Here is a 24,949-nt window from a genome sequence, read left to right on the forward strand (position 1 = left end):
GTGTGATCCATCTTTGCGAATTAGGCGATTAACATAGACAGTACACAACGAATCAAATCTCCGGGTAGATTCACTCAGAAACACTTAGATACATACACGATACGAAGGAATAGACATGCGAACAAAAGCACTTATTGGCGTGGTCGCCACATCTGCCCTCCTCCTTACGCTAGGCGGCTGCAGTAAAGAAGATATGGACAAGGCCAAGAGCACTGCGGAAGAAGCGGCTGAATCAGCATCAGAGATGGCCGAAGGTGCCATGGACAAGGCTGGAGATATGGCCGACAGCGCCGTTGAAGCAACCAGCGATGCCATGGAGTCTGTCGGTGATGCTGCAGAAGGTGCAATGGAATCAGCCGGTGAAATGGCTGACGCCACCGGTGAAAAAGTGGGCGAGATGGCAGATGCTGCCAGCGACAAAGCCGGCGAAATGATGGACGACGCCAGCGATACCGCCGAGGGCATGATGGATGACGCAGAAGCTGGCGCCCAAGAAATGATGGACGATGCTGAAGCCGGCGCTGAAGACGCCATGAAGAAGATGGGCGAAAGCTAAGCCACTCCGACCGCTGCGCTATGCGGCGGTCGCTCATTCAAGGCGCAGGTTCTTCAGGTTGGCTACAGTTTACGCAGCAAGCCCAGGCCTGTGCCTTGAATCACCTCGATACGGCAGTTCGATTGAAGCACCACTGCAGTGCAACCGAGGCGAATTCAAAGCATTGCCCCACCACCATTTTTAAAGCGCCCGGAGCACCCCATGGACCTGTGGCCATATCGCTGGGACCATCTCCTTAGATACCGCTACATAGAGATCATCAGTTTGTGGGAAGGCCGACTGACCACGGGGCATCTAACCCGTTGTTTCGGTATTGGCCGTCAGCAGGCCAGCAAAGATATCAATGTCTACCTACGGGAAATCGCTCCCGGCAATATTTCCTACGACAAGTTTCTCAAGGGCTATCGCCCCAGTGAAGACTTTGTGCCTCGAGTGACGCGAGGTACGGCGGATGAGTATCTTCACTTGATGAGCAGGGATGAGCAGCTCATGGGCGTTTTCGAAGCGCTGCCGCTCACAACAGCCAATGTCGAACAAATCACCCCACCCGGCCGCGATGTCTCGCCTTCTATCCTGCGTCCAATGATTCAAGCAGCCCGCGCGCGAAAACGACTGGAGGTGGACTATGTCTCGCTACAGCACCCGGACCGCGAGGGGAGGATCATTGTCCCTCATACGCTAGTGTTCACTGGTTTCCGATGGCACGTGCGTGCTTGGTGCGAGAAAAACCAGGGCTTTCGCGACTTCGTTTTGAGCCGCTTCCGAGGTGAGGCTGAAATACTCGACACTTCCGAACACGGTGAAGACCAAGATGACGACTGGAGCCAACGCATTAACATCATTGTCGTACCCGATCCCCGACTGACAAAAGATCAGCAAGCGGTCATCGCTCATGATTACGGAATGAGCGGCGGAACGCTCACCCTTAACACCCGCGCCACGCTGATCAACTATCAATTACAGTTGCTCCAGCTAGATCCATTTAGTGAACAGGAAAACCCCTTGGCGCAGCAAGTTGTTTTACAGAATCGTGACGAGCTTGAGCCATGGCTCTTTGGCTGAGCACATCAATGGCCATTTTTAACGGATAGTTCTCGCTGAAAGTGCCTCCTCGGGGTAGGCTTATCGCACGACCAAAGCCAACAACCTTCTCTGAACAAGGAGCTACCCGTGTCCCGTGCAGCGTTCTTTACTGTGCATCTACTCCTCGCCAGCCTCCCCTTCTTCCTGGATCTGCACAATCTACTGATGTGGGCGTTTTTTTTACTGATACTCCTCAGTTTTTGCGTCGGTGTGTATGACATGCAGCAAACGGAACACAGTATTCGGCGAAACTTTCCGCTCATTGGCCGAGGGCGCTGGATAATGGAGTCCGTTCGGCCCTTTGTTCAACAATATCTTCTTGAATCTGATGTTGGCGGCGCACCGATCAACCGTATGTTTCGCGCCATCGTGTACCAACGCGCGAAAGGCGACCTCGCCAGCGTTCCTTTTGGCACAAAAGTGGACACCTATCGCGACGGATATGAGTGGATGGGGCACTCTATTGCTGCCCGTAACATCAGTGAGCTGGATGACAATCCACGCGTCACTATAGGTGGACCCCACTGCCAACAGCCTTATGCAGCTGCGCTACTGAATGTTTCGGCAATGAGCTTTGGTTCCCTGAGCAACAACGCCGTTCGCGCTCTCAACCGCGGCGCGTCTTTGGGCAGTTTCTATCACAACACCGGTGAGGGTGGAGTATCTGACTTCCATCTAGAGCATGACGGTGATCTGGTCTGGCAGATCGGTACGGGGTACTTTGGTTGCCGCCAGGTTGATGGCTCGTTTTCTGCGGAGGCGTTTGCCGAGACTGCCGCGCGGCCCAACATCAAAATGATAGAGATCAAACTCTCTCAAGGGGCGAAGCCTGGGCATGGGGGCATCCTGCCGGCGAGCAAAAACACAGATCTTATCGCACGTATACGTCAGGTACCCGTAGGCACTGAAGTCGTATCACCATCCGCCCATAGCGCGTTCTCAAGTCCCCGCGGGCTACTGGAATTTGTAGCCAAGTTGAGAGAACTGTCAGGAGGCAAGCCGGTCGGTTTCAAGCTGTGTGTCGGACGGGAAAGCGAATTCATCGCCATCTGCAAAGCGATGCTCGATACGGGGATCACACCGGATTTCGTCACCGTGGATGGCGGCGAAGGGGGTACCGGCGCAGCCCCGCTGGAGTACAGCAACTCCGTGGGCATGCCTTTGCGGGACGGTCTCGCCTTTGTCGTCGATACGCTTCAAGGGTTTGGGGTTCGCGATCAAATTAAGGTGATCGCGTCGGGAAAAATAATCACGGCCTTTCATATGGCTAAGGCCCTCGCTCTTGGAGCTGATCTTTGCAATAGCGCCCGGGGCATGATGCTGGCGCTGGGTTGTGTGCAGTCTCTCGAGTGCAACACCAACCACTGCCCCACGGGCATCACGACACAGGATCCACGGCTGGTACAAGGTCTGGACGTGACCGACAAGGCGCAGCGTGTGGCTCGGTTCCAAGGAGAGACATTGCACGCATTACTGGATCTGGTGTCGTCGGCCGGGCTCGAGTCGCCTAAAGTACTTAATCGGTCACACATTCATCGGCGCATAGATCAAATGACTATCAAACGCTACGACGAGCTGTTTCCACTGCCGACGCAAGGCGCCTATCTGACCGCCAGCGCTACGGACCCCATCTATCTTCACTTGAAGGAAGCCGATAGCGACAGCTTCAGTCCGGCGACCGGGCATAGCCAAGCGTAAACGAATTCGTTGAGATGACGAGGCTCAGCACGCGCAAGCAAGCTAAGCCTCCTCCCTGTTTACTACTCGGGCGTAGTTAAGTCTCGAATGATCACCGACCAATGGTCCAAGGCATCGTAGAAAGCCTTGATAGGCACTCGCTCATTGAGGCCGTGGGCATACATTTCATCAGGATTCATAAACACGCCTGAAATTCCCCAGGTTGGAATACCTGCCGAGCGGAAGTGCATACCGTCTGTACCTCCAGACTCCATATAGGTAATCAAGTCCAATCCAGGATGTCGGCTGTGCACCGCCTTACCAATCGCAGCGAGCACATCGGCACGAATTTCTGAAATTGGGCTCTCTGTGGGATCACCGAGAAGTACAAACTCCGCTTCTTCGTTGCCCACAACCTCCTTCAACTCGGCCTCAATGTCAGCGACGGAAACACCGGGAAAAATTCGGCAATTGACGGTCGCTGTCGCTGATTGCGGCAGTGCATTTTCTGCGTGACCTGCCTCCAACATGGTGACAACACAGGTTGTGCGAGTCGTACCAACATAAGAAGGCTGGCTACGCAGTGTTTCTGCGGCCTCGGCATCCTCGGGATCATAGGCAAAACGCACCATGGCCTCCCCCAACTCACCGCCGATCTTTTCACCAACTTGCTGGAAGTAAGACAAAGTCATTTCGCTCCAGCGCACGGGAAAACGATGGGCTTCGATGGCTTTCACAGCCCCCGCAAGGTCATAGATAGCGTTGTCATCTCGAGGACGGCTGCTGTGCCCGCCCGGATTACGGACGGTAATTTCCCAAGTCGCGTAGGTTTTCTCCGCCGCCTGAACTCGATAGCTGACTGCTACCCCGTCGGCAGTAAGACTACCGCCGCCTGCGTCGGAGTTAAGAGCGTACTCAGCCTCGGCAATCTCCGGCATCTCGTAGGCCATCATGCGCGTGGTTGTCATACCGCTTTCTTCATCACCAGAAAAAGCAAGAATCAGGTCCCGATCTGGAACGAAGCCTTCCTTTTTAAGGCGAATCATTGTGCCCGTGAGCTGTGATACGCCAAACTTGTTATCGATCGTTCCCCGCGCATAGAAATTCACATCATCCTGCGTGAGTTTAAAGGGTGGTCGAACCCAGTCTTCGGCCAACGCTTCGACGACATCCATGTGCCCAAGCAGGAGTATGGGCTTGGCGCCGGCACTACCGTCACCACGATAAGTCGCAATCAGCGTTCCGAACCCATCCTTTGGGATGATTCTCACATCTTCTTCCGCAAACCCCGCAGCGATGAGCTCACTCGCCAGATATTCAGCTACCCGAATGGTATTTCCCTTGGTTTTGGAAGTATCCACTTCCACAATCGTCCTGTAGATCTCCAACGTCTTCTGCGCGTGCTCGCTCTGAATCTGAGCCTGAGATGACACGCTGATCGACGCCAGAAGCAAGGCTGTCCAAAAACTTCGCCGCATTAAGTTTCTCCTGATTTACGTAGTTAGCTTTTGCAGTGTAGTGTTAACACAGCTCCGGTCATGGGAGCCGCTTACATCTATGACCCAAAGCTTATAGGATTCGGCCATCAAGAAGGGATAAAAATAATGCGTAGAATAGATCTTGCCAGTGCCGGGTTTCTCTTACTGGAGAAGCGCGAGACTCCGATGCATGTCGGAGGGGTCAACCTGTTCACCCTTCCTGAGGGCGCCGATGAGCAGGAGTTCCTGACGTCCCTACGAACACAGCTGCGAGAAAACACAGAGTTTCGCAAGCCTTTTGGCGAGTATGTGGTAACGGGTAAAACCGGCCTCTACTGGGAGAAAGATGAGCACATCGACATGGACTACCATGTTCGTCACTCCGCCCTCCCCAGCCCGGGCCGTTACCGTGAGCTTTTTGCTTTAGCATCGAGATTTCACACGACGCTCCTTGATCGCACCCGCCCCCTGTGGGAACTCCACCTCATCGAGGGACTGCAGGACCGACAGTTTGCCGTATACAACAAAGTACATCACGCGGCGATCGATGGTGTGGGCGCGATGCACATCACTCAGGCTATGTGCACGGAAAGCCCCAACGGCCCTCCCGGCTACGCACCCTACTCACTGGAAGCCTATGAGGCCTACAAGCAGTCGCGATTTGGCAATATTGCAAAAACCACGAACCCCAGCAAACGCGATATGCGCAATGTTCTGGAAGCCCTAAAGCAGCAGTACGACTCAAGCATCAATCTGGCCACGGCCATGCGACGCTTTGGTCTTGCATTCGTGGGTCGCAGTGGCAATCTTGCCGTGCCTTGGCACAACGTTCCAAAAACCTCGATCAACACGCGAGTCTCTGGTGCACGGCGCTTTGTCGCTCAGACCTTCGCTTTTGATCGCGTCAAAGAAGTTTGTAGGGGCCTGGACGCAACGGTCAATGACGTTGTCCTTGCGATGTGCGCCGGCGCACTGCGGCGTTACCTCCTATCGCGAGACGAACTCCCGCTTCACTCTCTCAAAGCCATGGCTCCTGTATCCCTGCGAGAAGAAGGCGACGTCGACTCCAGTAATGCGATTGGCTTTATCACCGCTGACATGGCCACAAACATCTATGATCCCGAGAAGCGTCTTCGCACGATTCAGGAATCCATGCGTGCGGGAAAAGATCTTCTTCGGGAGCTGTCGCCCGCAGAGGGGGCGCTGTTCATGCAACTCACACAGCTGCCCGCACTGCTCACATCAATTCTCGGGCTTGGATCCAAGTTTCCGGCGTTCAGCACCGTAGTCTCAAATGTCCCCGGCCCGAAGAAACCACTCTATTGGCATGGAGCTCGATTAGACGGCATTTATCCAGCATCGATCGTCTTTGACGGCTTTGCGATGAACATCACGCTGGTGAGCTACCACGATCAGTTGGATTTCGGCATCGTTGCCTGCCGGCGATCCCTACCTCAAATTCAACGGATTATTGATCATCTGGAAGACTCTCTGGCAGAACTTGAAACGGTCGCAGGCATTAGCGGTTCTGCAGCACGGAGCAACAACAATCGGCGGAGCTCTCACGCCGCAGCAAAAACAAGAGTAAAAGCGAAAGCAAAAACAAGGAGCAAAGTAAAAACTAAAGCTTCGCCCAAGGCAAAAGCAAAGACGCCATCAAAGGCAAAGCCAGCAGCAAAAACCAAAGCTAAACGCGGTGCCAGGAAGTCGGCCGTAAAACCCAAACTCGCTAGAAAATAACAGGTAAAACATGAGCACAAAGCAGGAATTACCCGGCATTCTTATAGGCGGCTCCGACGCGGGGCAGGTTTTTCTGAACCCCAAGTACGCCAACCGGCACGGCCTCATTGCTGGCGCTACGGGAACAGGTAAGACTGTCACCCTCCAATGCCTTGCTGAGAGCTTTTCTGCACAGGGGGTTCCAGTTTTCCTCGCAGATGTAAAAGGTGATATCTCAGGCCTTAGCCAACCGGGCAAGCCACACCCTAAGGTTGACGAGCGCGTCGAGAAAATTGGTATCGAAGACTACGTCCAAGAAGCCTACCCTGTTGCATTCTGGGACCTGTTCGGTAAAAAAGGAACTCCGATTCGCACTACGCTGACTGAGATGGGCCCCCAGCTTATGGCGCGGCTCCTGGGCCTGAACGATACCCAGGAAGGTGTACTTACCCTGGTTTTTCAGTTTGCCGATGACAACGGCTTATTGATGCTGGATCTCGCTGACCTTCGCACAACACTACAACATCTCGCAGACAACCGAAAAACCCTTGGATCGAGTTACCGTGTTGCCACCGCGTCCGTGAACGCCATTCTCCGACGCTTACTAATGCTAGAGCGTGAGGGTGGGAAACACTTCTTCGGCGAACCTGCGCTCGAACTCAACGACCTTATGCAGCGAACTCGCGATGGACGAGGTGTGATAAACGTCCTCGCTGCAGACACACTCATTCGTAGCCCGCGTGTGTACAGCACATTTTTACTTTGGCTGTTGTCCGAGCTCTTCGAACAGCTTCCCGAGATTGGTGATCCGGATAAGCCCGAGTTGGTGTTCTTCTTCGATGAAGCACACCTGCTGTTTCAAGATGCGCCAAAGATCCTCTTGCAGACTATTGAGCAAGTTGTTCGACTGATTCGATCGAAAGGCGTTGGGATTTACTTCGTGACGCAAAGCCCAGCGGACATACCCGACAGCGTCTTGGGTCAGCTGGGTAACCGCGTTCAGCATGCCTTGCGGGCTTACACACCGAAAGAAAGAAAAGCCGTGCGGGTAGCCGCGCAAAGCTTCCGGGGAAATCCCGCACTCGATACCGTTGCAGTCATCAGTGAGCTGGGAGTGGGCGAGGCGCTCGTTTCGACGCTGCAGAAAAAGGGCGTACCCTCCATGGTACAGCGCACGCTTGTCCGCCCTCCCTCCTCTCGCATGGGCAAAGCCACCATGGCTGAACGCACAGAGGTTCTCAAGAATGATCCCAACGGCCGCCGTTATGCAAAAGGAATCGATCGCGAGAGTGCTCACGAGCAACTCTTAGCCAGGGCTACAGAACAGCAGGCCGAACGGGACGAGAAGGAACTCAAGAAACGAGAAACCAGCGCGCGGAGAAAAACCGGCCGCAAAACACAGAGCAGTAGCGATGCCTTTGTTAAAAGCATGGCACGAAGCCTTGGTTCAGCCGCTGGTCGTTCTCTTGGGAAGAAGCTCTTTCGAGGACTGCTGGGATCACTGCTGCGCTAAAAAAGTACGCCGGACAGTAACCGAGCGCTTAGCTATTGCTAACTACGTGTTCCAAACACTCGGCTTCCGGCACTGATTATTATCAGGACAACCGACCCTGCCAATAGGCCTAGTATTGCTGCAAATAGTTGAGGGGTAATCGCCCGGACCCAGGCGTTGTCAGCTAACAACTGCATGCTCATTTGGAGCACGTCTTCCGACAGGTGGTGTAAAAAAGGTATTCCGTGCACGAGGATGCCACCACCCACCAGAAACATCGCAGCGGTGCCTAGCACCGTTAGTGCACGCATCAGGCGCGGCGCAAGTAACAACAGGCCTTTGCCCGCGCCACGCAAGACGCCGCCGCCAAAGCCCTGATGTTCAGTCTGTACCCAGTGCAAACCCAGGTCATCAATCTTGACAATGACCGCCACAAGCCCGTAGACGCCAATTGTCATCAGCAGGGCTATCGCTGTTAACACGCTCGCCCGAACAAGCAAACTCGCGTCGCCAACGATACCGAGAGTAATAACAATAATCTCCGCCGACAGTATGAAATCTGTGCGGACTGCGCCCTTAATACGCTTTTTCTCAAGCTGGAGCGGATTCGTGTTTGGGTTTTCGAGCTGCTTGCGTAAACTCTCACCCGCTTCACGACGCGTGTCAGCACTGTGGCTGAGATAATGCCAGAGCTTTTCGAAGCCCTCGAAGCACAGAAAGAGACCACCCGCGATAAGTAATGGAGTGATTAGCCACTCTGCGACCGCGGCAATCACTATAGCCGCGGGGACCAGCATCGCTTTGTTAAGCATAGAGCCTTTGAAAACTGCGTAAACAACGGGCAGCTCTCTCTCAGCTGCTACGCCCGTGACTTTCTCGGCGTTGACAGCCAGATCGTCTCCGAGCACGCCCGCTGTTTTTCTCGCGGCAATTTTCGACATCACCGTCACATCATCCATAAGGGTAGCGATGTCATCGAGTAACGCGAGAAGGCTAGCTCCTGCCATAGATCTATCCCTTTTTACTTTTCTTGCGCTGCTTGGCTGGCAACAGCATATTGGAACGGGGAATCCGTGGTTTTTTCCCGGACTCTAAATAGCCATGAATAGCTTCCTGGGACCGAATCGCAGCAGAGTTTACTTTTCGCTGCACGGGCTGATTTGATTGTGCCTTATCCAGAACTCTGGCGCGGACGTTGTCATGCCACTGAATATCCAATACGTCCTGAATCAGGGTTTGCGCGTCGACATCGTAGATAGGACACAAGACCTCCACGCGATAATCAAGATTGCGCGTCATGAGATCAGCGGAGCCTATGAAGTACTTCGGCTCGCCCGCGTTGTAAAACACATAGACTCGCGGGTGCTCAAGGTAACGATCCACGACACTGATCGCCTCAATATTTTCGGAGATATCTTTAACTCCGGGTTGCAAGGAGCACATGCCGCGGATAATTAAACGTATCTCCACCCCAGCATCACTCGCCTCATAGAGTTTCATGACCAACTCTCGATCAACGAGGTTGTTGCACTTCAGGGTCATCGCTGCACGAAGCCCCTTTTTGGCATTGGCGATTTCCTGATCGATCATGCCTTCGATACCCGGTCTTGAGCTATGCGGAGAGACCAGAAGGTGCTGGTATTGTGGGCGTCGATAGTTGTATTGAAGAAAATCAAAAACGTCGAAAACCTCACGTCCCAAATTCTGGTCGTAGGTCATCAGAGAAAAATCTGTATACAACCGGGCAGTTTTCTCGTTGAAGTTTCCGGTACCGATGTGCGTGTAAAACCTTTGCTGTCCTTCTTCCCTGCGCTGAATTAGCAATAGCTTGCTGTGAACTTTAAGCCCGGGTACACCAAACTTAACTTCGATACCGCCCTCAGTAAGACGCTGAGCCCAATTGATGTTCGCCTGCTCGTCAAAACGCGCCGCCAACTCTACCACCGCAAGAACGCGCTTACCGTTGTGCACAGCATTTAGCAGAGCGTCGACCACACGGGATTCCGACGCCACCCGGTAAAGACAGATCTTAATATTTTCAACATCAGGATCTACGGCGGCCGTTTTTAGTAAGTCGATGAGATAGTCAAAGGAATGATAGGGGTAGTACAAAAGCACATCTTTAGTGCGAATCGCCGCGAGTATGTTGTCTGCTTCATCAATCCGTGTGACAGGCACATTGCCCAGGGGGCGCAACTCGAGGTAGCGAGGGCCTACACTGGGAAAGGACATGAAGTCTTTAGAGTTGTGATAGCGTCCTCCCGGGATCAAGCTATCGTACTTGCCAAGAGAGAACTTGGACGCGAGAAAGTCCAGCAGCGACGCTGGCATCTGAGCATCGTAGACGAAACGCACGGCATCGGCCTTGCGTCTCTGCTTGAGACTGCTGGCCATTTTTTCGATAAGGCTATCCATGATGCCTACATCAAGCTCCAGCTCGGCATCCCGCGAGAACTTAAAACAATAGGCTGCTACCGAATCTATCGGCATTACACCTCGGAACATTTGTGGCAAACAGGCGCGAATCACGTTATCCAAGGCAATGAACACTCGACCGCTCTTACCTTTGCGCCTAGGGATCTCGACAAAGCGATTCATGCGGTCCGTGGGAACCTCCACCACCGCTACGCGTTGTTTCTTACCTGCACCAATCTCTACGGCAAGATACAAGCTTTCGTCATTGAGGACAGGGATGGGCGAACCCTCGTTGAACAGGATGGGATCGAGCTCGGGTAGTAGCTTGCTCGTAAAGTAATCCTGCACAAACTGCGCTTGGTTGGCTTCCAATTGCCGCTCATTGATCAGGTAAATCCGCCGCGCCTGCAGAGCCTTCATCACAGTCGCGTAGACTTTCTCAAAGTCATGCTGCTGCGCCACCACCTCTGCCTGAATCGCCGCGAGGAGCTCTTTCGCTCCTTGTCGTGCGTTGCCGCTAGACACAGAGATCAGTCGACGGACCTCAGCAACTCTTACGCGGAAAAACTCATCAAGGTTATTAGAGAAAATACCGAGATATCTGAGACGTTGGATCTCCGGGGCATTCTCGTCTGCCGCCTCTTGAAGTACTCGGGCGTTGAACGATAACCAACTCAGCTCCCGCGGCACGAACAAACTGTCATCGAGATCCGCTAAGCGCGTCTTGATTGGGCTACTCATTGATACTCACCATCTGTTGCTCACAGGAACCCGATGCCGCTCAAAGCGGCTCACCATCAGGCGTCGGGCTTTATTGCTAACACATCTGTGTGAAGATCTTGCAGTACGGACTCTGCGGTATTGCCAATCAACTTTGCACTAATGCCCTGGCGAGCAACGGTGCCCATTACAACAATTTGCGCTCTCGCCTTGGCTGCTTGAGAGGTAATCACCTTGCAAACCGGCCCTCGCTTCGTAACAAACTGCTTTTCAGGGATGCCGTGCTCTTTGGCCAGCGCTTTGAGGTGGGGGAGCATTTCCTCACGATGCTTATTGGAATAGCTGATGGGATCCACGAGATCCAGATCGGCCAAAACAGAAGGTATCTCAATCGCTGACATGATTTTGAGTTCGACGCCTAAAGCCTCCGCCAGCGCCTTCGCCGCACCCAGAACCTTGGAATTTAGCCGCTGCTTACTCTTCTTGCGGGTTCCGAGATCCAGTGCAGCCATAACGGGACGGGTCCGGCTCCACTTCTTCTCGGCGACCATCAGAACAGGCACTGGACACTCTCGCAGAACATGCCAATCCGTAGAGGTGTATCCAAGGCTACCGGTCGTGTGTGTCGTTTTGACAACTGCGGCAAACTTCGCCGTACTGGTCCGTTTAACGATCCAGGGATGTACGGTCTTAAGCCAAACTACCTTTAAAGCGACCTTTTGATCTTTACTGGTAAAAGCATCTATTCGCTCAAGGATCTGCGCGCGACGCTTATCCAGAATTTGCTGTTTCAGTGCAGCCTGGGCAGCTTTGCCACCCTCTATACGGTCTAGTGGCGCGTACACGAACGCAACAACTTCCACGTCGTAGCCCAGTTTGGCCGCCAGCTCGAGGCCTCGGGACGTCGCTACACATGACTTACCTTTGTCCGCAACGATTAGAATCTTGCCCATACTGTCTCTCCCGTATCTTTGACTCGATTATAGGCGCTCAAGATTGCGGCGAAAGGGTCGTCGCTCAATTAATCGGCAAAAATATAGGCGGATACAACATCTGCGGTGGTCTTGGGTGACTCCAAAGGGAACAAATGCCCGCCAGGAATTTCCTTGAAGGACGCTCGTGGTTGCCAGTGCTGCCACCGCGACCATATCTCCGGTCTGAGGGTATCGCTGTCTGACCCACGAATTGCCAGAGTGGGCACCGGCATACGCTTCATGAGTGGCCGGGCCCTAGGCGCACTGCCGTAGACCGCCGCTTCCCACGCACCCGAATAACGTAGCTGCACACCCCCGTCTGGCAAAGGGGCCTTACTAGCCTGCACGTAATTCGTCAGGGCGTCATCACTCAGGCCTTTGAAAGCACGCTTTCCCCGATAAAAGTCAAAGGCCGCTTCATGATTCTCAAAGTGCTCTGGCCGGGATAGCGCGCGTCGAAGCATCGGCATGTTCTTGCGCCGCCTCTCTGGCATTAACTTTGTTGCCATCACTAAACGGTCGGGCAAAAACACGGGGTCCAACAAAATGAGTCCTGCTATTTTTTCGGGGTGGCTATTAGCGGCAAGCGCTGCAATAGTTCCACCCATGCTATGCCCCATCACCCAAACCGGTGCAGCAAACCGCATGTTGATTGCCTCAAGCATATCGCCTGCAAAGAGCTGCCAGCTCAAACGTCGGGGCGGCTCTCTCCCTCCCCACAAAGGACGATGCTCCAAAGCGCTGATAGCGAACTTGTCTCGCAGGTGAGCGAAAAGCTCTCTGTAGCTTCCCGGGGGGTAGCCATTAGCATGCGCAAACAAAAGGGGAAGCCCCTCCCCCCCCATGTCTTCTACAACTACGCTACTCACCGTGATCTCCTCAACAACACTGTATCCAAAGCCTATGTCACTCAAAGAAGTTTCGACAGCTCTGCTATGCTGTGAACATGGACAATGAAGATACAGCAAGCCGCGGCCTGGACTGGAGAATTCTCTTCGGGCTCACGATTACGAGCCTCTGGATGGGCACGGGCATTTACTACGTCACGGTCATCGTCGGCTGGAATGAGTTTAAGACACTGCCCACCGCCGATATTGGCAGCTTTTTCGAGGGCGCTTTCGCTCCTCTCGCCTTCTTATGGCTGGTCATCGGCCATTTTATGCAACAGAAAGAAATAACGGCCAATACGCGCGCCACAAGCATGCAGGAGCAAAGCACCCGGCGCCTGGAGCTCCACTCGAGGCGCGACTCCTATTTCAAACTCTTGGGTCTGGTGCAGGAGCAGTTAGGGAGCATCGCCGGCTTCCACTACGTATCCGTTTTCGGACCTACGGGAACCGATGAAGTCTCTCTAGAGGAGTTTTCCAACTTGCGCTCCGAAGCAAGCACGGGTGATCACTCGCTATTTATTCGCCGTTTGGTCTCAGCTGCTGCAAGTAAGCGCGACGATCCTGAGGCGGTGCATGAGATGCTTTTTGGCACGGAGATACGGGCAAGACACAGCGAGAATTTCAAACGCACCTTTGGCAGACTGCTTGATGCAGCAGAGTCGGTGGACACGGACAACATGCTTCGGGAAGCCCTGCTGGAGGGCTCTGCCGCGGGAATCTACTACCGGATTATTCGACACGTCTCCGGTGAGGAAGATATGAATCCAATATCGGGGCTTCGCAACTAGTAACTCCAACTAACTTGGGTAAAGATATATTGACTGTCCTTTGGAGCTGCGGGATTTAGCAGTGCCCCCGGCGCTCCGGAAAAGTACTCGCCCTTTTTGAGGTAAGCACCGCCCAAATCCACGACAAAAGACGTGTCTTTTGGCGTCCATCGCCAACGCAATTCCCACTGCCCGCCTATCTTTCGACCGGAGGCACCGCTTGAGTCCCTTCGCCCTCCGGTAACAAAAAAGTCTCGGGGACTATCCAGCGATAACCAGCGATGAGATAACAACCAGGCCTGACTTTCGGACGACTGCCACCGGGCCCGTACGGCGGGCGCACGTATGTTGCTGTGAACCGCAGCTCCAAAGATACCGCTGGGCCCAAGTTCAAATGCTCGGGCGCCATATAGGCGATCGAAACGTTCGTTTCGACCATCAAAAGGATCTCGATCACCCGTCGCTTGGTCATAGGCAAGCCGGAAGTTAAATTCTGGCCACAGCTCAAAGCCCAGATGCAGATGAGTGAACCAGGCACGATGATCGAGAACCTCGTCAGGTGTCGAAAATATACTCGCTAGAGACTCACCCCATTGGTAGGCAGCCTCGAACTCCGCATCCAGCGCGCCATCCGCCCACAAAAACCGGGCGCCCAAAGTTGCCAATTCACGATCAGCAACAGGGCGGCCGGGCTCATCATTGAGCGCGCTGACGAACACATAAGTGGCAAGCGTTGCGTCCGCCTGAGGCACAGCATAGTCAATACTCGCTCCCCAGAAACGCTCACCACTCCCCGCTTTGTCGAGACGAATTTCTTTATCTCGCAAGGATTCCAAATCCAGACCGTCCGGCCGCCGTTGCAGCGGCAGAGTATAAAAAACCGCTGCCCTAGCGCTTGGAGATACATAGCTCAGGTGCGCGCCTTGAAACGCGTTACTGGTGTTGCGAAAGTTATTCCGCGCAAGAAGCCGTCGGCTACCGTAATCAAGCGTCATTCGACCCAGAGAAAGGTCGAGCTCCGAGCCCTCTGTTAATGACCACTGTTTCGCCAACTTCGCCACGATGGGCTCGAGCGTGTTGATATCGTCAGTGCCTATTGGCGAAAGCGCTTCAGCCCCCCAGGCACGGCTGTCTTGAACCTCGACTTCCACACTCCAGTCAGATGCCTGGTATCGCGCTCCAACAACCGTACGAGAAAACTTCAGTTGGTCCGTAGCGGGAGCCACGATGCGGAAAGAATCAGAAAGATATTCTGATCGAAGTCGAACATCTATGTGCAGAGACCATCCGAGCGAGCGCTCTTCATTTTCCTGTGCGAAGACGCTGGAGGTCAGGAACACAACTGAGCTGAGCAAACACCTGCACAGACACACACTACTGTCTTTGATCATCAGTAGTCAGACGGCGTGATTGCTAACCAACAGGCCTCCGAGCTAATCAAGCATGCTTGGGAACCACAACACTAGCCAGACCGTTTGCAGAGAAAGGCTGCCAGTCTTCAACTGACTGTCTCAGACGATCGGCAATCACATACCAGACAGTGGGGTTTAGAGTCATCCCACAGTGGCTGCCGCGGACCTGGATATTTTGCGTCGCTCCATGCGCGAATTCAGGATTCTGAAACGCGGTACGCCAATTCACGATGCCATCACCTTTGGAATACACGGCCGTGGTAGGCACCGGAGGCGCTCGGTGCAGATCGTCGAGGGCGACGGGTAAATCGTCAGTGGGATTCAGAGCCTCAAAAAGACGCGCGGGATAAGAGCCGCTATGCCGACCCCGTCCAAAAGGACTCCCCAGCGAGATTACTTGCCGCACTCGAGACGGAGCCTCACGAGCAATCTCCCGGGCAAAAATACCGCCGAGACTGTGGCCTACAAGCGAGACGGATTGGCCATAACGATCGGCGAGCATCGCAACACGATCCATCAGGTTATCGAGGGTCTCTCCTCTGGGACCCAGGTTTTGTCCCTGACCCCAGCCATAGACTCTGTATCCAAGGCTTTTTAGAAATCGTCTAAGAGTGGCGTTGTAGCCATCGGAGCCAAGAAATCCCGGCAACACCATCACAGGATGGCCATCACCCGGCGCAAGATTGCTTAACAGGCGTCGCACAGCTGTTAGCGATAAAACTTCAAGGGCCATTCTCTGGGGCTCAGTCAATGCAAGCCACGCAGCTGGAGGGGGCAAGTGATAGGGATCTACCGCTTCTGTCCCTGGCATCACTACGTCACCAAACAAGGCCATTCGACTCGAGCCCATAATTCCCCCTAGCTGGCCGCAGAGCTACTGTCTGCCGCGCGGATTTTGTTTTTACTATTGGGAAGGGAGGATACTCCGAGGAGCCCGGGGCACAACCCCCGGGGTTTACTTGCTTTTAAGAACTCACATGCGTTCCGTGGCTTGCTTTAGAGCCTGGAAAGCTCGCTGTTCAACTTGTAACGCCTCGAGGTGACGTAGGTTTCCATGTCTTCGACGCGCCGAAGTGCCGAATCAAGACGCTCTCGCGCCCGCGTCAAGCGAATGCTTGCACTATCACTGTAGCGAAACATCCGTCTGGGACGGTAATCGTGATAGCGCTCGTCGTATTCCATCTCAGGCCCAAAAGCCTCTTCGTTGGCCGATGCGGGCGCGGCCCGTGACGCTTCTTCCGCTTCGTGCTTGCGCCGGCGACCACTACGATCGTCCGGTCGCGGACTCAGCAACAAGCAAGCGGCAACGTAGGCCCATATGGCGAGCGTACCGGTGAACAAAAAAGCGCCAATAAAGATCAAACGCACAACCCAGTCAGCCACGTCCCAGTAGTCTGCAACGCCTGCCGCTACACCACAGATCTTGCCATCACGACGGTTGCGATACAGCCCCATTCCCCAACCATGACGTTTGCGCTCCTGGTAGTAGCGAAACTGCGCTCCACCCCGGCGACGTCTTCGGCCGTGCCTGCGGCGACGGCGACCTCTATCATCGGAATAATCGTTCATGAGCTTCTCCTTGTGTTGCTGTCCTGCAGCTCGTGGTCCCTCCAATCCCCATGATCAGAATCGAGGATCGACTCCAGCGCCTGTATGCGCTCAGTCAGTCGGTCAACCGTAACCAGAATCTGTTCAACGTTCTCACGATCTTCTTCATTCAAACTACGACTTGAACGATTGAGGCTGCGGTAGTGCAGCACGATCCAAATCGGAGCAACGATGACCATAAAGAGGATCGTCGGCACGAAAAGTAGTTCGTAAAGTTCCATCTATGGCTCCCCGCCTCAGAGGGTAAAGCTCCCATCCTGCACTATAGCCGCTGGGAGCGGAATGGGTTTAAGCGTCCTTGGACGACTCTCCCCCACCCAGTTCAGCTTTCAGGCGATCCAGCTCCGCTGTGATCTTCTCATCCTGCTCGAGGGCATTGATCTCCGCCGCCAGGGATGGCGCCACGTCTTTCCCCATGTCCATCACTTCAAGCTGACTCTCAAGATTGTCCATGCGTCGCTCGAAGTGTTCAAAGCGACCAAAGGCCTGGTCAAGTGCATCACGATTAACCTGTCGCTTGACCTTGATTCTGGACTCTACCGTCTGAGTGCGCATAACGAGAGCCTTTTTCTTAGCCTTCGCATCATTGAGCTTCGCCTGCAGCTTTCCGATCTCGTCGTTGAGCTGCGCAATATGCTCGTCCGTAGCAGCCAGCTCGGTACTCACCGCTTCAAGCTCCTCCTCGATCTCGCGCTTTTCCTGCAGTGCAGCTCTGGCAAGGTCCTCACGTCCCTTGCTGATCGCCAACTTGGCTTTCTGCTCCCAGGAGTCAGCTTCAGCCTGAAGCTGCTCGACACGCCGCGTTGCGGCTTTGCGGTCTGCCAGAACCCTCGCAGACGAGCTGCGCACCTCAACCAAGGTGTCCTCCATCTCCTGAATAATCAGTCGAATCAGCTTCTCAGGGTCTTCTGCCTGGTCGAGCAAAGCACTGATGTTTGAGTTAATGATGTCGCTCATACGCGAAAAAATACCCATAATTACTCTCCTTGCGAGTGGTTAGGGGATTCGGACCGGGACCGCATTGCATCTCCCGGTGCCGAAATCAGATTTACTGCTTCTACAACAAGTACTATTTCAAACAGTGAAACGAGTGCCAGGGATGGCCCAGTGACAGCAGCTATCCCACAGGCCACCACAGCTAGGGCGAGATAGATCGTCATACGGTCGGGCTCCATGGAGCACTCCTTAAAATTGTGATTCGATAGATGTAATCCAATTAGCGGGCCAACAAATCTATATAATTCATAAAAACAATGACTTAAGGGCATTATATAAACCTATTTGTCACATAAAACTCACAATAAATGGGGTAAGTAACCATATAATTTGGCAAAAATAACCTAACTAAGTGGTATATTTGACTCACTATGCGCACTCCTGACAACATGCTTGGCGAATCCTCGGCGTTAGCCGCGGCGCTGGACCATCTATCGCAGCTAGCCTCGATCCAACGCCCAGTACTTGTGCTGGGTGAGCGCGGGACGGGAAAAGAACTCGCAGCGGAACGCCTGCACTACCTTTCACCACGCTGGGATGCGCCTTTTATCAAAGTGAACTGTGCCGCCATGGCGGAAACACTCCTTGAAAGCGAACTCTTCGGACATGAGGCAGGCGCCTTTACAGGGGCCTCAAAACTGCACGTAGGACGCTTTGAAAGAGCGGACGGAGGCACCCTGCTCCTGGATGAGATTGGCACTATGTCTCCTCGCCTTCAGGAAAAGCTTCTGCGATTGATCGAATACGGCGAGTTCGAGCGCTTGGGTGGCCAAAGGACACTCCGCGTTGACGTCAGAGTTATCGGCTCTACCAATGCCGATCTTCGGGCGATGGCCGAGGCGCAGGCCTTTCGCTCAGATCTTCTGGATCGCCTGAGCTTCGACGTAGTTCACATGCCAGCACTGCGGCACAGGGGGGATGACATCGCGCTTCTGGCCCGCCACTTTGCAGTGCAAATGAGCGCTGAATTGAGCTGGGAACAGTTCCCCGGCTTTGCATCTGGCGTTCTTGCGCAGCTTAAAGAATACGCTTGGCCAGGAAACGTGCGAGAGCTAAAGAACGTGGTGGAGCGCTCCTTGCATCGCTGGGCCGATCAAGAAAGCCCTATAGCAGAGCTGATTATTGATCCCTTCGAAAGCCCGTGGCCCGAATACATCAACGAACAGCGAGGACTCTCAAGTCCAATCGCCGAAACACCGGCAAGAGCCCGTGCTTATTTGCACGCGCCTGCGGCAGCGACTACCTCAGCGACTACCTCAGCGACTACCTACGATGACTCTAAACCCAAGATTAAAAACTTACGCGATCGCGTGGACGCCTATGAAAGAGAGCTCCTTGCGACAGCGCTTGAGCAAAACGACGGCAACCAAAGACGCACGGCCGAGGCTTTAGAACTGAGCTACGACCAGCTTCGGGGACTTGTCCGTAAGCACAAGCTTAATCGGCGCAAAAGTCGCTAAAAACATAATCGAATAAGCCTGCTTAGGCGTTTCTTCTTGGCCTGTCTCCTTGTAACGTACGCGACCTGAACAGAATAATCCCAAGGAGTTAAGTCATGACACTTCCGCTCACGGACATTTCTCTGCTGCGTGATGGCGCCTACATCAATGGCCAGTGGCTTGCAGCAGACGACGGTAAAACACTGACCATTTTGAATCCAGCCAACGGTGACGAAATCACCAGCATAGCGAGCGTGGGCGCGGCTGAAACACGGCGCGCTATCGAAGCCGCAGACGCAGCCATGGACGACTGGAAGCGCTTGCCGGCAAAGAGCCGAGCACAAATTCTTCGACGTTGGTTTGATCTCATCATGCAGCATCAGGAAGATCTCGCCATCCTCATGACGGCCGAACAGGGCAAACCTCTAGCGGAGTCGCGCGGAGAAGTCGCGTACGGAGCGTCCTACGTGGAATGGTTTGGTGAGGAAGCTAAACGCGTATATGGGGACGTTATCCCCGGACCCGGCGAAGACAAGCGGATTGTCTGCATCAAACAACCCGTGGGGGTCGTGGCCGCGATCACACCGTGGAACTTTCCCATAGCCATGATTACGCGAAAAGCGGCACCGGCCCTGGCAGCCGGATGTACCATTGTTATCAAACCTGCGAGTGAAACCCCTTTGAGTGCATTAGCACTTGCAGAACTTGCAGAACGTGCTGGCATACCCGCCGGTGTACTCAACGTTGTCGCAGGGTCAGCTCGCGACATTGGAGGAGAGCTTACCGCCAACCCCCTGGTGCGAAAACTCACCTTCACAGGCTCTACACCGATTGGAAAGGTTCTTGAGGCGCAGTGCGCCGACACCATGAAGAAAACCTCCATGGAGCTGGGCGGCAATGCACCGTTTATTGTTTTTGATGACGCTGACATTGATGCTGCTGTCGCCGGCGCAATGATTTCCAAGTACCGCAATGCAGGCCAGACCTGTGTCTGCTCAAATCGAATTTTTGTACAAAGCGCTATCTACGACAGCTTTGTAGAGAAGCTCGTGGCAAAAGTGAGCGAGCTGTCCGTAGGCGATGGCATGCAGGACGGCGTTGCCTTGGGCCCCTTGGTCAACGCCAAGGCTGCAGTCGATGTTGACGAACTAGTACAAACATCCATCGCCAGCGGCGCTAAAGTTGCTTTCGGTGGCGGACCTCACCCCTTGGGTAGGAGTTTCTACCAGCCTACCGTGCTTACGGAAGTCGATAGCACCATGGCGGTTTTTCGCAACGAGATCTTCGGCCCCGTTGCACCCATAGTCCGCTTTGAAACTGAAGAAGAAGTGATCGCTATGGCGAACGATACTGAGTTCGGCTTAGCATCGTATTTTTATACCCGGGATATCGGTCGGGTATGGCGCGTCGGCGAAGCGCTGGAGTACGGCATTGTGGGGATCAACGAGGGCATTATCTCCAACGAGATGGCGCCCTTTGGCGGGGTCAAAGAGTCGGGTTCAGGCCGCGAAGGTTCGCGCTACGGCATGGACGACTATCTAGAGATTAAGTACATGCTTATGGGCGGCTTGTAAATTCCCGCTCGAGCATCGAGCCAAAACCACTCAACACAAGTGCAAACCGTGGCGGCGGGCTCTAATCCCGCCGCTCACAGCCGGGAAAACTACACAGCATTTCAAACATGAGGTTTGCTGCGAGCAGTGCGGTGTTCCCGGTCGTATCATAGGGTGGAGATACCTCAACCAAATCAGCGCCCACAAGATTTGTACCAAACACGCCACGAATCACTTCCAGGCCCTGGGAGGTCATTAAGCCCGCGGGCTCCGGGGTTCCCGTACCAGGGGCCACGGAAGGATCCAGACCGTCGATATCAAAACTCAGGTACACAGGATGCTCAGCGCCAATCTGTTCCCGGACTTCCTGCATAAGCGGCTCAAGAGACTGATACCAGCACTCTTCTGCCGGCACCACTTTCACGCCCTTTTGCCGCGCCCAATCGAAATCATCCGCGGCATAGCCTGTAGCACGAAGACCAATCTGCACCATCTTCGTGGGATCAATCAGCCCCTCTTCAATGGCTCGGCGAAAAATCGTCCCATGGGTGATCGATTCACCAAACATGTGATCATTCATATCAGCATGCGCATCAATATGAATCACCGCCAGCGGCCCATGTACCTTCGCCTGCGCTCTTAAAATCGGCAGAGTAATTGTGTGGTCGCCACCCATCGCCAGAGTTTTTGCTCCGCTCGCAAGCACCTCGTCAAAGTGCCTTTCGATAATAGCTATGGATTTCTCTAGATTATAAGTATTGAGCGCGACGTCCCCGGTATCCGCCACCTGAAAGGAATCAAAAGGAGCCGCTTTTGTCGCCATGCCGTAAGGCCGAACCAACACCGACTCCGCGCGTATCTGACGGGGTCCATAGCGTGACCCCGCTCGATTACTGGTGCCGCAGTCCAAAGGAACACCCAGTATCGCAATGTCGAGACCTTCCGCGCTCAGCTGTACCGGGAGCCTAAACATGCTGGCGATACCGCCAAAACGCGGCATCTCATTCCCCGAAAGGGGCTGGTTAAAATCGCTCAATCTATACTCACTCGTCTATTCGCAAAATGAAAGAACTCGTCGATCGTCGAAGCGTTTAACGTTGAAGCGTCTGACGGACCGCGGCCTGCCAACTCTCCATTCTCTTGCGCCGCCCCGCCGCCGTCACCCTAACGGCAAACTCGCGTTCAGGCTGCCAGATGCGCTTTATCTCTGCACTGTTGCGCCAAAGACCAACACCCAAACCAGCAAGATAGCTCGCACCGGCCACGGTGGTCTCAGTTATTCGAGGACGCACCAGTTTTCTGCCTAGGTAGTCAGCCTGGGACTGCATAAGCAGATCATTCGCTGCAGCGCCTCCATCAACTCGCAGCGGCCGCATCCGCTTCCCGAGATCCGCTTCCATACACGTCAAGATATCGACATTTTGAAGTGCCATGGCGTCCAGGGTTGCTCGAGCTATGTGCCCCCCCGTACTTCCTCGGGATAAGCCTGTAATCAAGCCCCGAGCGTCAGCCGCCCAATGTGGCGCGCCCAGACCAGTGAGCGCTGGAACAAACTCCACACCTCCGTGATCGGCTACGCTGGATGCTAGGGACTCCACATCAGAGGCCCGCTTTATTAACCCCAGTCCATCGCGCAGCCACTGCACAGCAGCCCCACACACGAAAGCGCCCCCTTCCAGAGCGTACACAGGGTCCTTATTGTCTAGCTGCCAGGCAACGGTCGTCAGCAAACCGGACTTCGAAGCTAGCCGCTCACCCCCAGTGTTCATCACAATGAATGAACCGGTCCCAAAGGTGCATTTAGCATCCCCGGCTGTAAAACATGCCTGACCGAAGAGCGCCGCCTGCTGGTCCCCCGCTATACCCGTAATGGGGATACCATCGGGAAGACCCCGCACTCCTCTCGTGTGCCCAAAAATCCCGCTGCTTGGACGTATTTCAGGAAGAATACTGGCCGGAACTTCAAACAGCCGGCAGAGTTCCTCATCCCATTTCAGAGTCTTCAAATTCATCAAGGAAGTGCGTGCCGCATTGCTCACATCGGTCGCGTGTTCTTCTCCCCCCGTCAGACGCCACAATAGAAAACTATCAATCGTCCCCGCAGCTAGAGCGCCGGTTTTTAAGGCACGCTTTGCAGCAGGCACTTCGCGCAAAAGCCAACGAAACTTACTGGCGCTGAAATAGGGGTCCAAGACTAAACCACTGCGCTTCTTCACAGTGTCTTCATGACCCGCCTGCCGCAGAACATCACAAAAGTCCGCAGTACGTCTGCACTGCCAAACAATCGCGTTATGCAGCGTGTCGCCGCTCCGTCGATCCCAGAGCACTGAAGTTTCCCGCTGATTGGTGATTCCAACAGCGACAATGTCCGAGGGTTTGCAGAGCTTTTTACGGAGGAGCCGCGAAAGCGCTTTTTCTACTGAAGACCAAATAGCCTCGGGGTCATGCTCTACCCACCCGGGTTTTGGGAACACCTGCGGAAACTCGATATTTACGCTGGCGCAGAGCTGCCCCTGCGAATCGACCAGGGCGACGGTACTGCCCGTGGTGCCCTGGTCGATCGCAAGAATGAAGTCAGGCATTAGGCTGCGAAGCCCTCCATAGCCTTGATCTCCAGATAGTCCGTGAAACCGTGTTCACCCCATTCGCGGCCGTTTCCAGATTGCTTAAAGCCACCAAAGGGCACCTCGTATCCACCGGAAGCTCCGTTAATATGAATGTTGCCCGCACGAATGCGCCGCCCCACTTGTCGCGCGTGCTCTATATCACCGCTCTGCACATAACCCGCAAGACCGTAGGGGGTATCGTTCGCCATGGCGATCGCCTCGTCCTCAGTTTCATAGGGGAGTATGGCCAGTACCGGACCAAAGATCTCTTCCCGCGCGATGGTCATGGTGTTCGTCACGCCCGAGAAGATCGTAGGCTTGACGTAGTAGCCTGCGTCCAAACCATCGGGGCGGCCGGTGCCACCGGCGACCAAGGTTGCCCCCTCATCGATGCCCGCCTGTATGAGCCCCTGAATTTTGTTGAACTGAACCTCTGACACAACCGGACCTAACTGTGTCGCCTCATCGGCGGGGTCACCAACCACGACACTAGCAGCAACGTTGCCCGCTATCGCTTCGACCTCGGCCAATCGGGCCGCGGGAACAAACATTCGCGAAGGTGCGTTGCAGGACTGGCCGCTGTTCATGAACATACTCATGACGCCGCGAGAGACCGCTGCGTCAAAATCCGCATCATCGAGAATGATATTCGGAGACTTTCCACCCAATTCCTGCGTGACTCGCTTGACCGTCGGCGCAGCATTCATTGCGACCTGTGTACCCGCTCGCGTAGAGCCGGTGAAGGACATCATGTCGACATCAGGATGCTTGGACAAAGCCGCGCCGACCGTCGGCCCATCACCATTCACCATATTAAAGACACCAGCAGGAACTCCGGCCTCATGCATGATCTCGGCCCAAATCTGAGCTGACAAAGGAGACACTTCACTGGGCTTCAGAACAATCGTGCAGCCCACAGCCAATGCAGGGGCCACCTTGCAAGCAATCTGATTTACCGGCCAGTTCCAGGGAGTAATCATTCCACAGACGCCAATAGGCTCTTTGACAAGACGATGCTGCCCAAGGTCTTCTTCAAACTCGTACTCTCGGAGCACGTCTAGCGCCTGCTGCAGATGCCCAAGTCCTGTGTGGGCCTGCGCTGTCTCAGCCAAACCCTTTGGGGCGCCCATCTCAGTGCGAATAGCTTCCGCCATATCGTGGTAGCGGGACTGGTACACCTCGATGCAGCGCTCGAGCAAAGCAATGCGCTCTTCACGACTGCTAACGCCATAGGTCTCAAAAGCCGCTTTTGCCGCCGCTACGGCTCGATCTACGTCTGCCTCAGAACCGAGAGAGATTCGCGCACAAACGGTCTCATGAGCGGGATCGATGACATCGAAAGGCTTGGCAACCGCAGGGTCAACCCACTCGCCATTAATGTAAAACTGTAGATGCTCGCGCATAGGACTTACTCCATTATTGTGGTGTTGTCGAAAAATCCGAGACCGGAGTTTATCACCGCAGACGCTGAGGGAAAGCACCGTTTTGGATCATCCAAAACAAGGCTCTACCGTTAGCGAGTTCGGGGCGAAGCTCCTGAGCTTTCGACCGGTGCTTCCTTGCA

22 protein-coding genes are annotated in these 24,949 nt (G+C 54.4%); 8 read left to right on the top strand and 14 right to left on the bottom strand.

Going from position 1 to position 24,949, the window contains the following annotated elements:
- Positions 1–115: 115 nt before the first annotated feature.
- The 3 genes from R0137_RS12550 to R0137_RS12560 all read left to right on the top strand — a co-directional run bounded on the left by R0137_RS12550 (position 116) and on the right by R0137_RS12560 (position 3,337).
- Positions 116–556: a hypothetical protein gene (locus tag R0137_RS12550; protein WP_407326746.1), complete on the top strand. Its 441-nt coding sequence runs from the start codon at positions 116–118 to the stop codon at positions 554–556.
- Positions 557–757: 201 nt separating this feature from the next.
- Positions 758–1,618: a helix-turn-helix transcriptional regulator gene (locus tag R0137_RS12555; protein ID WP_407326747.1), complete on the top strand. Its 861-nt coding sequence runs from the start codon at positions 758–760 to the stop codon at positions 1,616–1,618.
- A gap of 108 nt (positions 1,619–1,726) precedes the next feature.
- Positions 1,727–3,337: an FMN-binding glutamate synthase family protein gene (locus R0137_RS12560; RefSeq protein ID WP_407326748.1), complete on the top strand. Its 1,611-nt coding sequence runs from the start codon at positions 1,727–1,729 to the stop codon at positions 3,335–3,337.
- Positions 3,338–3,399: 62 nt separating this feature from the next.
- Here the strand turns inward: R0137_RS12560 and R0137_RS12565 are convergent, their stop codons facing one another.
- Positions 3,400–4,794, bottom strand: a complete 1,395-nt coding sequence (locus R0137_RS12565) for a M20/M25/M40 family metallo-hydrolase (RefSeq protein WP_407326750.1) — start codon at positions 4,792–4,794, stop codon at positions 3,400–3,402.
- 126 nt (positions 4,795–4,920) lie between these two features.
- Here R0137_RS12565 and R0137_RS12570 point away from each other — a divergent pair, with 126 nt between their 5' ends.
- Positions 4,921–6,534 (top strand): WS/DGAT/MGAT family O-acyltransferase, encoded by a 1,614-nt coding sequence (locus tag R0137_RS12570; protein ID WP_407326751.1) that lies wholly within the window; start codon positions 4,921–4,923, stop codon positions 6,532–6,534.
- Between the two features lie 10 nt (positions 6,535–6,544).
- Positions 6,545–8,026 carry a helicase HerA-like domain-containing protein gene (locus tag R0137_RS12575; RefSeq protein WP_407326753.1) on the top strand — a complete coding sequence of 494 codons (1,482 nt, stop codon included), beginning with the start codon at positions 6,545–6,547 and terminating at the stop codon, positions 8,024–8,026.
- Positions 8,027–8,064: 38 nt separating this feature from the next.
- On the opposite strand, the gene R0137_RS12580 is transcribed toward R0137_RS12575, so the two are convergent.
- The 4 genes from R0137_RS12580 to R0137_RS12595 all read right to left on the bottom strand — a co-directional run bounded on the left by R0137_RS12580 (position 8,065) and on the right by R0137_RS12595 (position 12,983).
- A complete protein-coding gene (locus R0137_RS12580; RefSeq protein ID WP_407326754.1) occupies positions 8,065–9,012 on the bottom strand; it encodes a DUF808 domain-containing protein in 948 nt (315 codons plus the stop codon).
- Between the two features lie 4 nt (positions 9,013–9,016).
- Positions 9,017–11,161: a polyphosphate kinase 1 gene (gene ppk1, locus R0137_RS12585; RefSeq protein ID WP_407326756.1), complete on the bottom strand. Its 2,145-nt coding sequence runs from the start codon at positions 11,159–11,161 to the stop codon at positions 9,017–9,019.
- 56 nt (positions 11,162–11,217) lie between these two features.
- Entirely contained in the window at positions 11,218–12,093 is an 876-nt protein-coding gene (locus tag R0137_RS12590; protein ID WP_407326757.1) for a universal stress protein, read from the bottom strand.
- A gap of 68 nt (positions 12,094–12,161) precedes the next feature.
- Positions 12,162–12,983 carry an alpha/beta fold hydrolase gene (locus R0137_RS12595; RefSeq protein WP_407326758.1) on the bottom strand — a complete coding sequence of 274 codons (822 nt, stop codon included), beginning with the start codon at positions 12,981–12,983 and terminating at the stop codon, positions 12,162–12,164.
- A gap of 77 nt (positions 12,984–13,060) precedes the next feature.
- Between R0137_RS12595 and R0137_RS12600 the strand changes: the two genes are divergently transcribed.
- Complete coding sequence (locus R0137_RS12600) at positions 13,061–13,792, top strand: hypothetical protein (RefSeq protein WP_407326759.1); 732 nt, start codon at positions 13,061–13,063, stop codon at positions 13,790–13,792.
- Here the strand turns inward: R0137_RS12600 and R0137_RS12605 are convergent.
- The 6 genes from R0137_RS12605 to R0137_RS12630 form a co-directional block, all read right to left on the bottom strand.
- The gene (locus R0137_RS12605) at positions 13,789–15,126 is read right to left on the bottom strand and encodes an alginate export family protein (RefSeq protein WP_407326760.1); all 1,338 of its coding nucleotides are present in this window, start codon (positions 15,124–15,126) and stop codon (positions 13,789–13,791) included. The genes R0137_RS12600 and R0137_RS12605 overlap by 4 nt on opposite strands.
- An 82-nt stretch (positions 15,127–15,208) precedes the next feature.
- Positions 15,209–16,033, bottom strand: a complete 825-nt coding sequence (locus R0137_RS12610) for an esterase/lipase family protein (protein WP_407326761.1) — start codon at positions 16,031–16,033, stop codon at positions 15,209–15,211.
- Between the two features lie 146 nt (positions 16,034–16,179).
- On the bottom strand, positions 16,180–16,752 hold the full coding sequence (locus R0137_RS12615; protein ID WP_407326762.1) for a PspC domain-containing protein: 573 nt from the start codon (positions 16,750–16,752) through the stop codon (positions 16,180–16,182).
- Positions 16,749–17,012 (bottom strand): envelope stress response membrane protein PspB, encoded by a 264-nt coding sequence (gene pspB / locus R0137_RS12620; protein WP_407326763.1) that lies wholly within the window; start codon positions 17,010–17,012, stop codon positions 16,749–16,751. Before pspB ends, R0137_RS12615 begins: the two co-directional genes overlap by 4 nt.
- A gap of 67 nt (positions 17,013–17,079) precedes the next feature.
- A complete protein-coding gene (gene pspA / locus R0137_RS12625; protein WP_407326764.1) occupies positions 17,080–17,766 on the bottom strand; it encodes a phage shock protein PspA in 687 nt (228 codons plus the stop codon).
- A 2-nt stretch (positions 17,767–17,768) separates the two neighbouring features.
- Complete coding sequence (locus tag R0137_RS12630) at positions 17,769–17,966, bottom strand: hypothetical protein (RefSeq protein ID WP_407326765.1); 198 nt, start codon at positions 17,964–17,966, stop codon at positions 17,769–17,771.
- A gap of 192 nt (positions 17,967–18,158) precedes the next feature.
- Between R0137_RS12630 and pspF the strand changes: the two genes are divergently transcribed.
- Positions 18,159–19,247 carry a phage shock protein operon transcriptional activator gene (pspF, locus tag R0137_RS12635; protein WP_407326766.1) on the top strand — a complete coding sequence of 363 codons (1,089 nt, stop codon included), beginning with the start codon at positions 18,159–18,161 and terminating at the stop codon, positions 19,245–19,247.
- A 95-nt stretch (positions 19,248–19,342) separates the two neighbouring features.
- Positions 19,343–20,800 carry an NAD-dependent succinate-semialdehyde dehydrogenase gene (locus tag R0137_RS12640; protein WP_407326768.1) on the top strand — a complete coding sequence of 486 codons (1,458 nt, stop codon included), beginning with the start codon at positions 19,343–19,345 and terminating at the stop codon, positions 20,798–20,800.
- 61 nt (positions 20,801–20,861) lie between these two features.
- On the opposite strand, the gene speB is transcribed toward R0137_RS12640, so the two are convergent.
- The 3 genes from speB to R0137_RS12655 are packed head-to-tail and all read right to left on the bottom strand — an operon-like array spanning position 20,862 to position 24,788.
- Complete coding sequence (gene speB, locus R0137_RS12645) at positions 20,862–21,815, bottom strand: agmatinase (protein ID WP_407326769.1); 954 nt, start codon at positions 21,813–21,815, stop codon at positions 20,862–20,864.
- Between the two features lie 55 nt (positions 21,816–21,870).
- Positions 21,871–23,361, bottom strand: a complete 1,491-nt coding sequence (gene glpK / locus R0137_RS12650; protein WP_407326770.1) for a glycerol kinase GlpK — start codon at positions 23,359–23,361, stop codon at positions 21,871–21,873.
- Positions 23,361–24,788: an aldehyde dehydrogenase family protein gene (locus tag R0137_RS12655; RefSeq protein ID WP_407326771.1), complete on the bottom strand. Its 1,428-nt coding sequence runs from the start codon at positions 24,786–24,788 to the stop codon at positions 23,361–23,363. The genes glpK and R0137_RS12655 overlap by 1 nt, the downstream gene beginning before the upstream one ends.
- Positions 24,789–24,949: the final 161 nt, after the last annotated feature.

The sequence above is a fragment of the Congregibacter brevis genome, from assembly GCF_045689245.1.
Taxonomy (GTDB): Bacteria; Pseudomonadota; Gammaproteobacteria; order Pseudomonadales; family Halieaceae; genus Congregibacter; species Congregibacter brevis.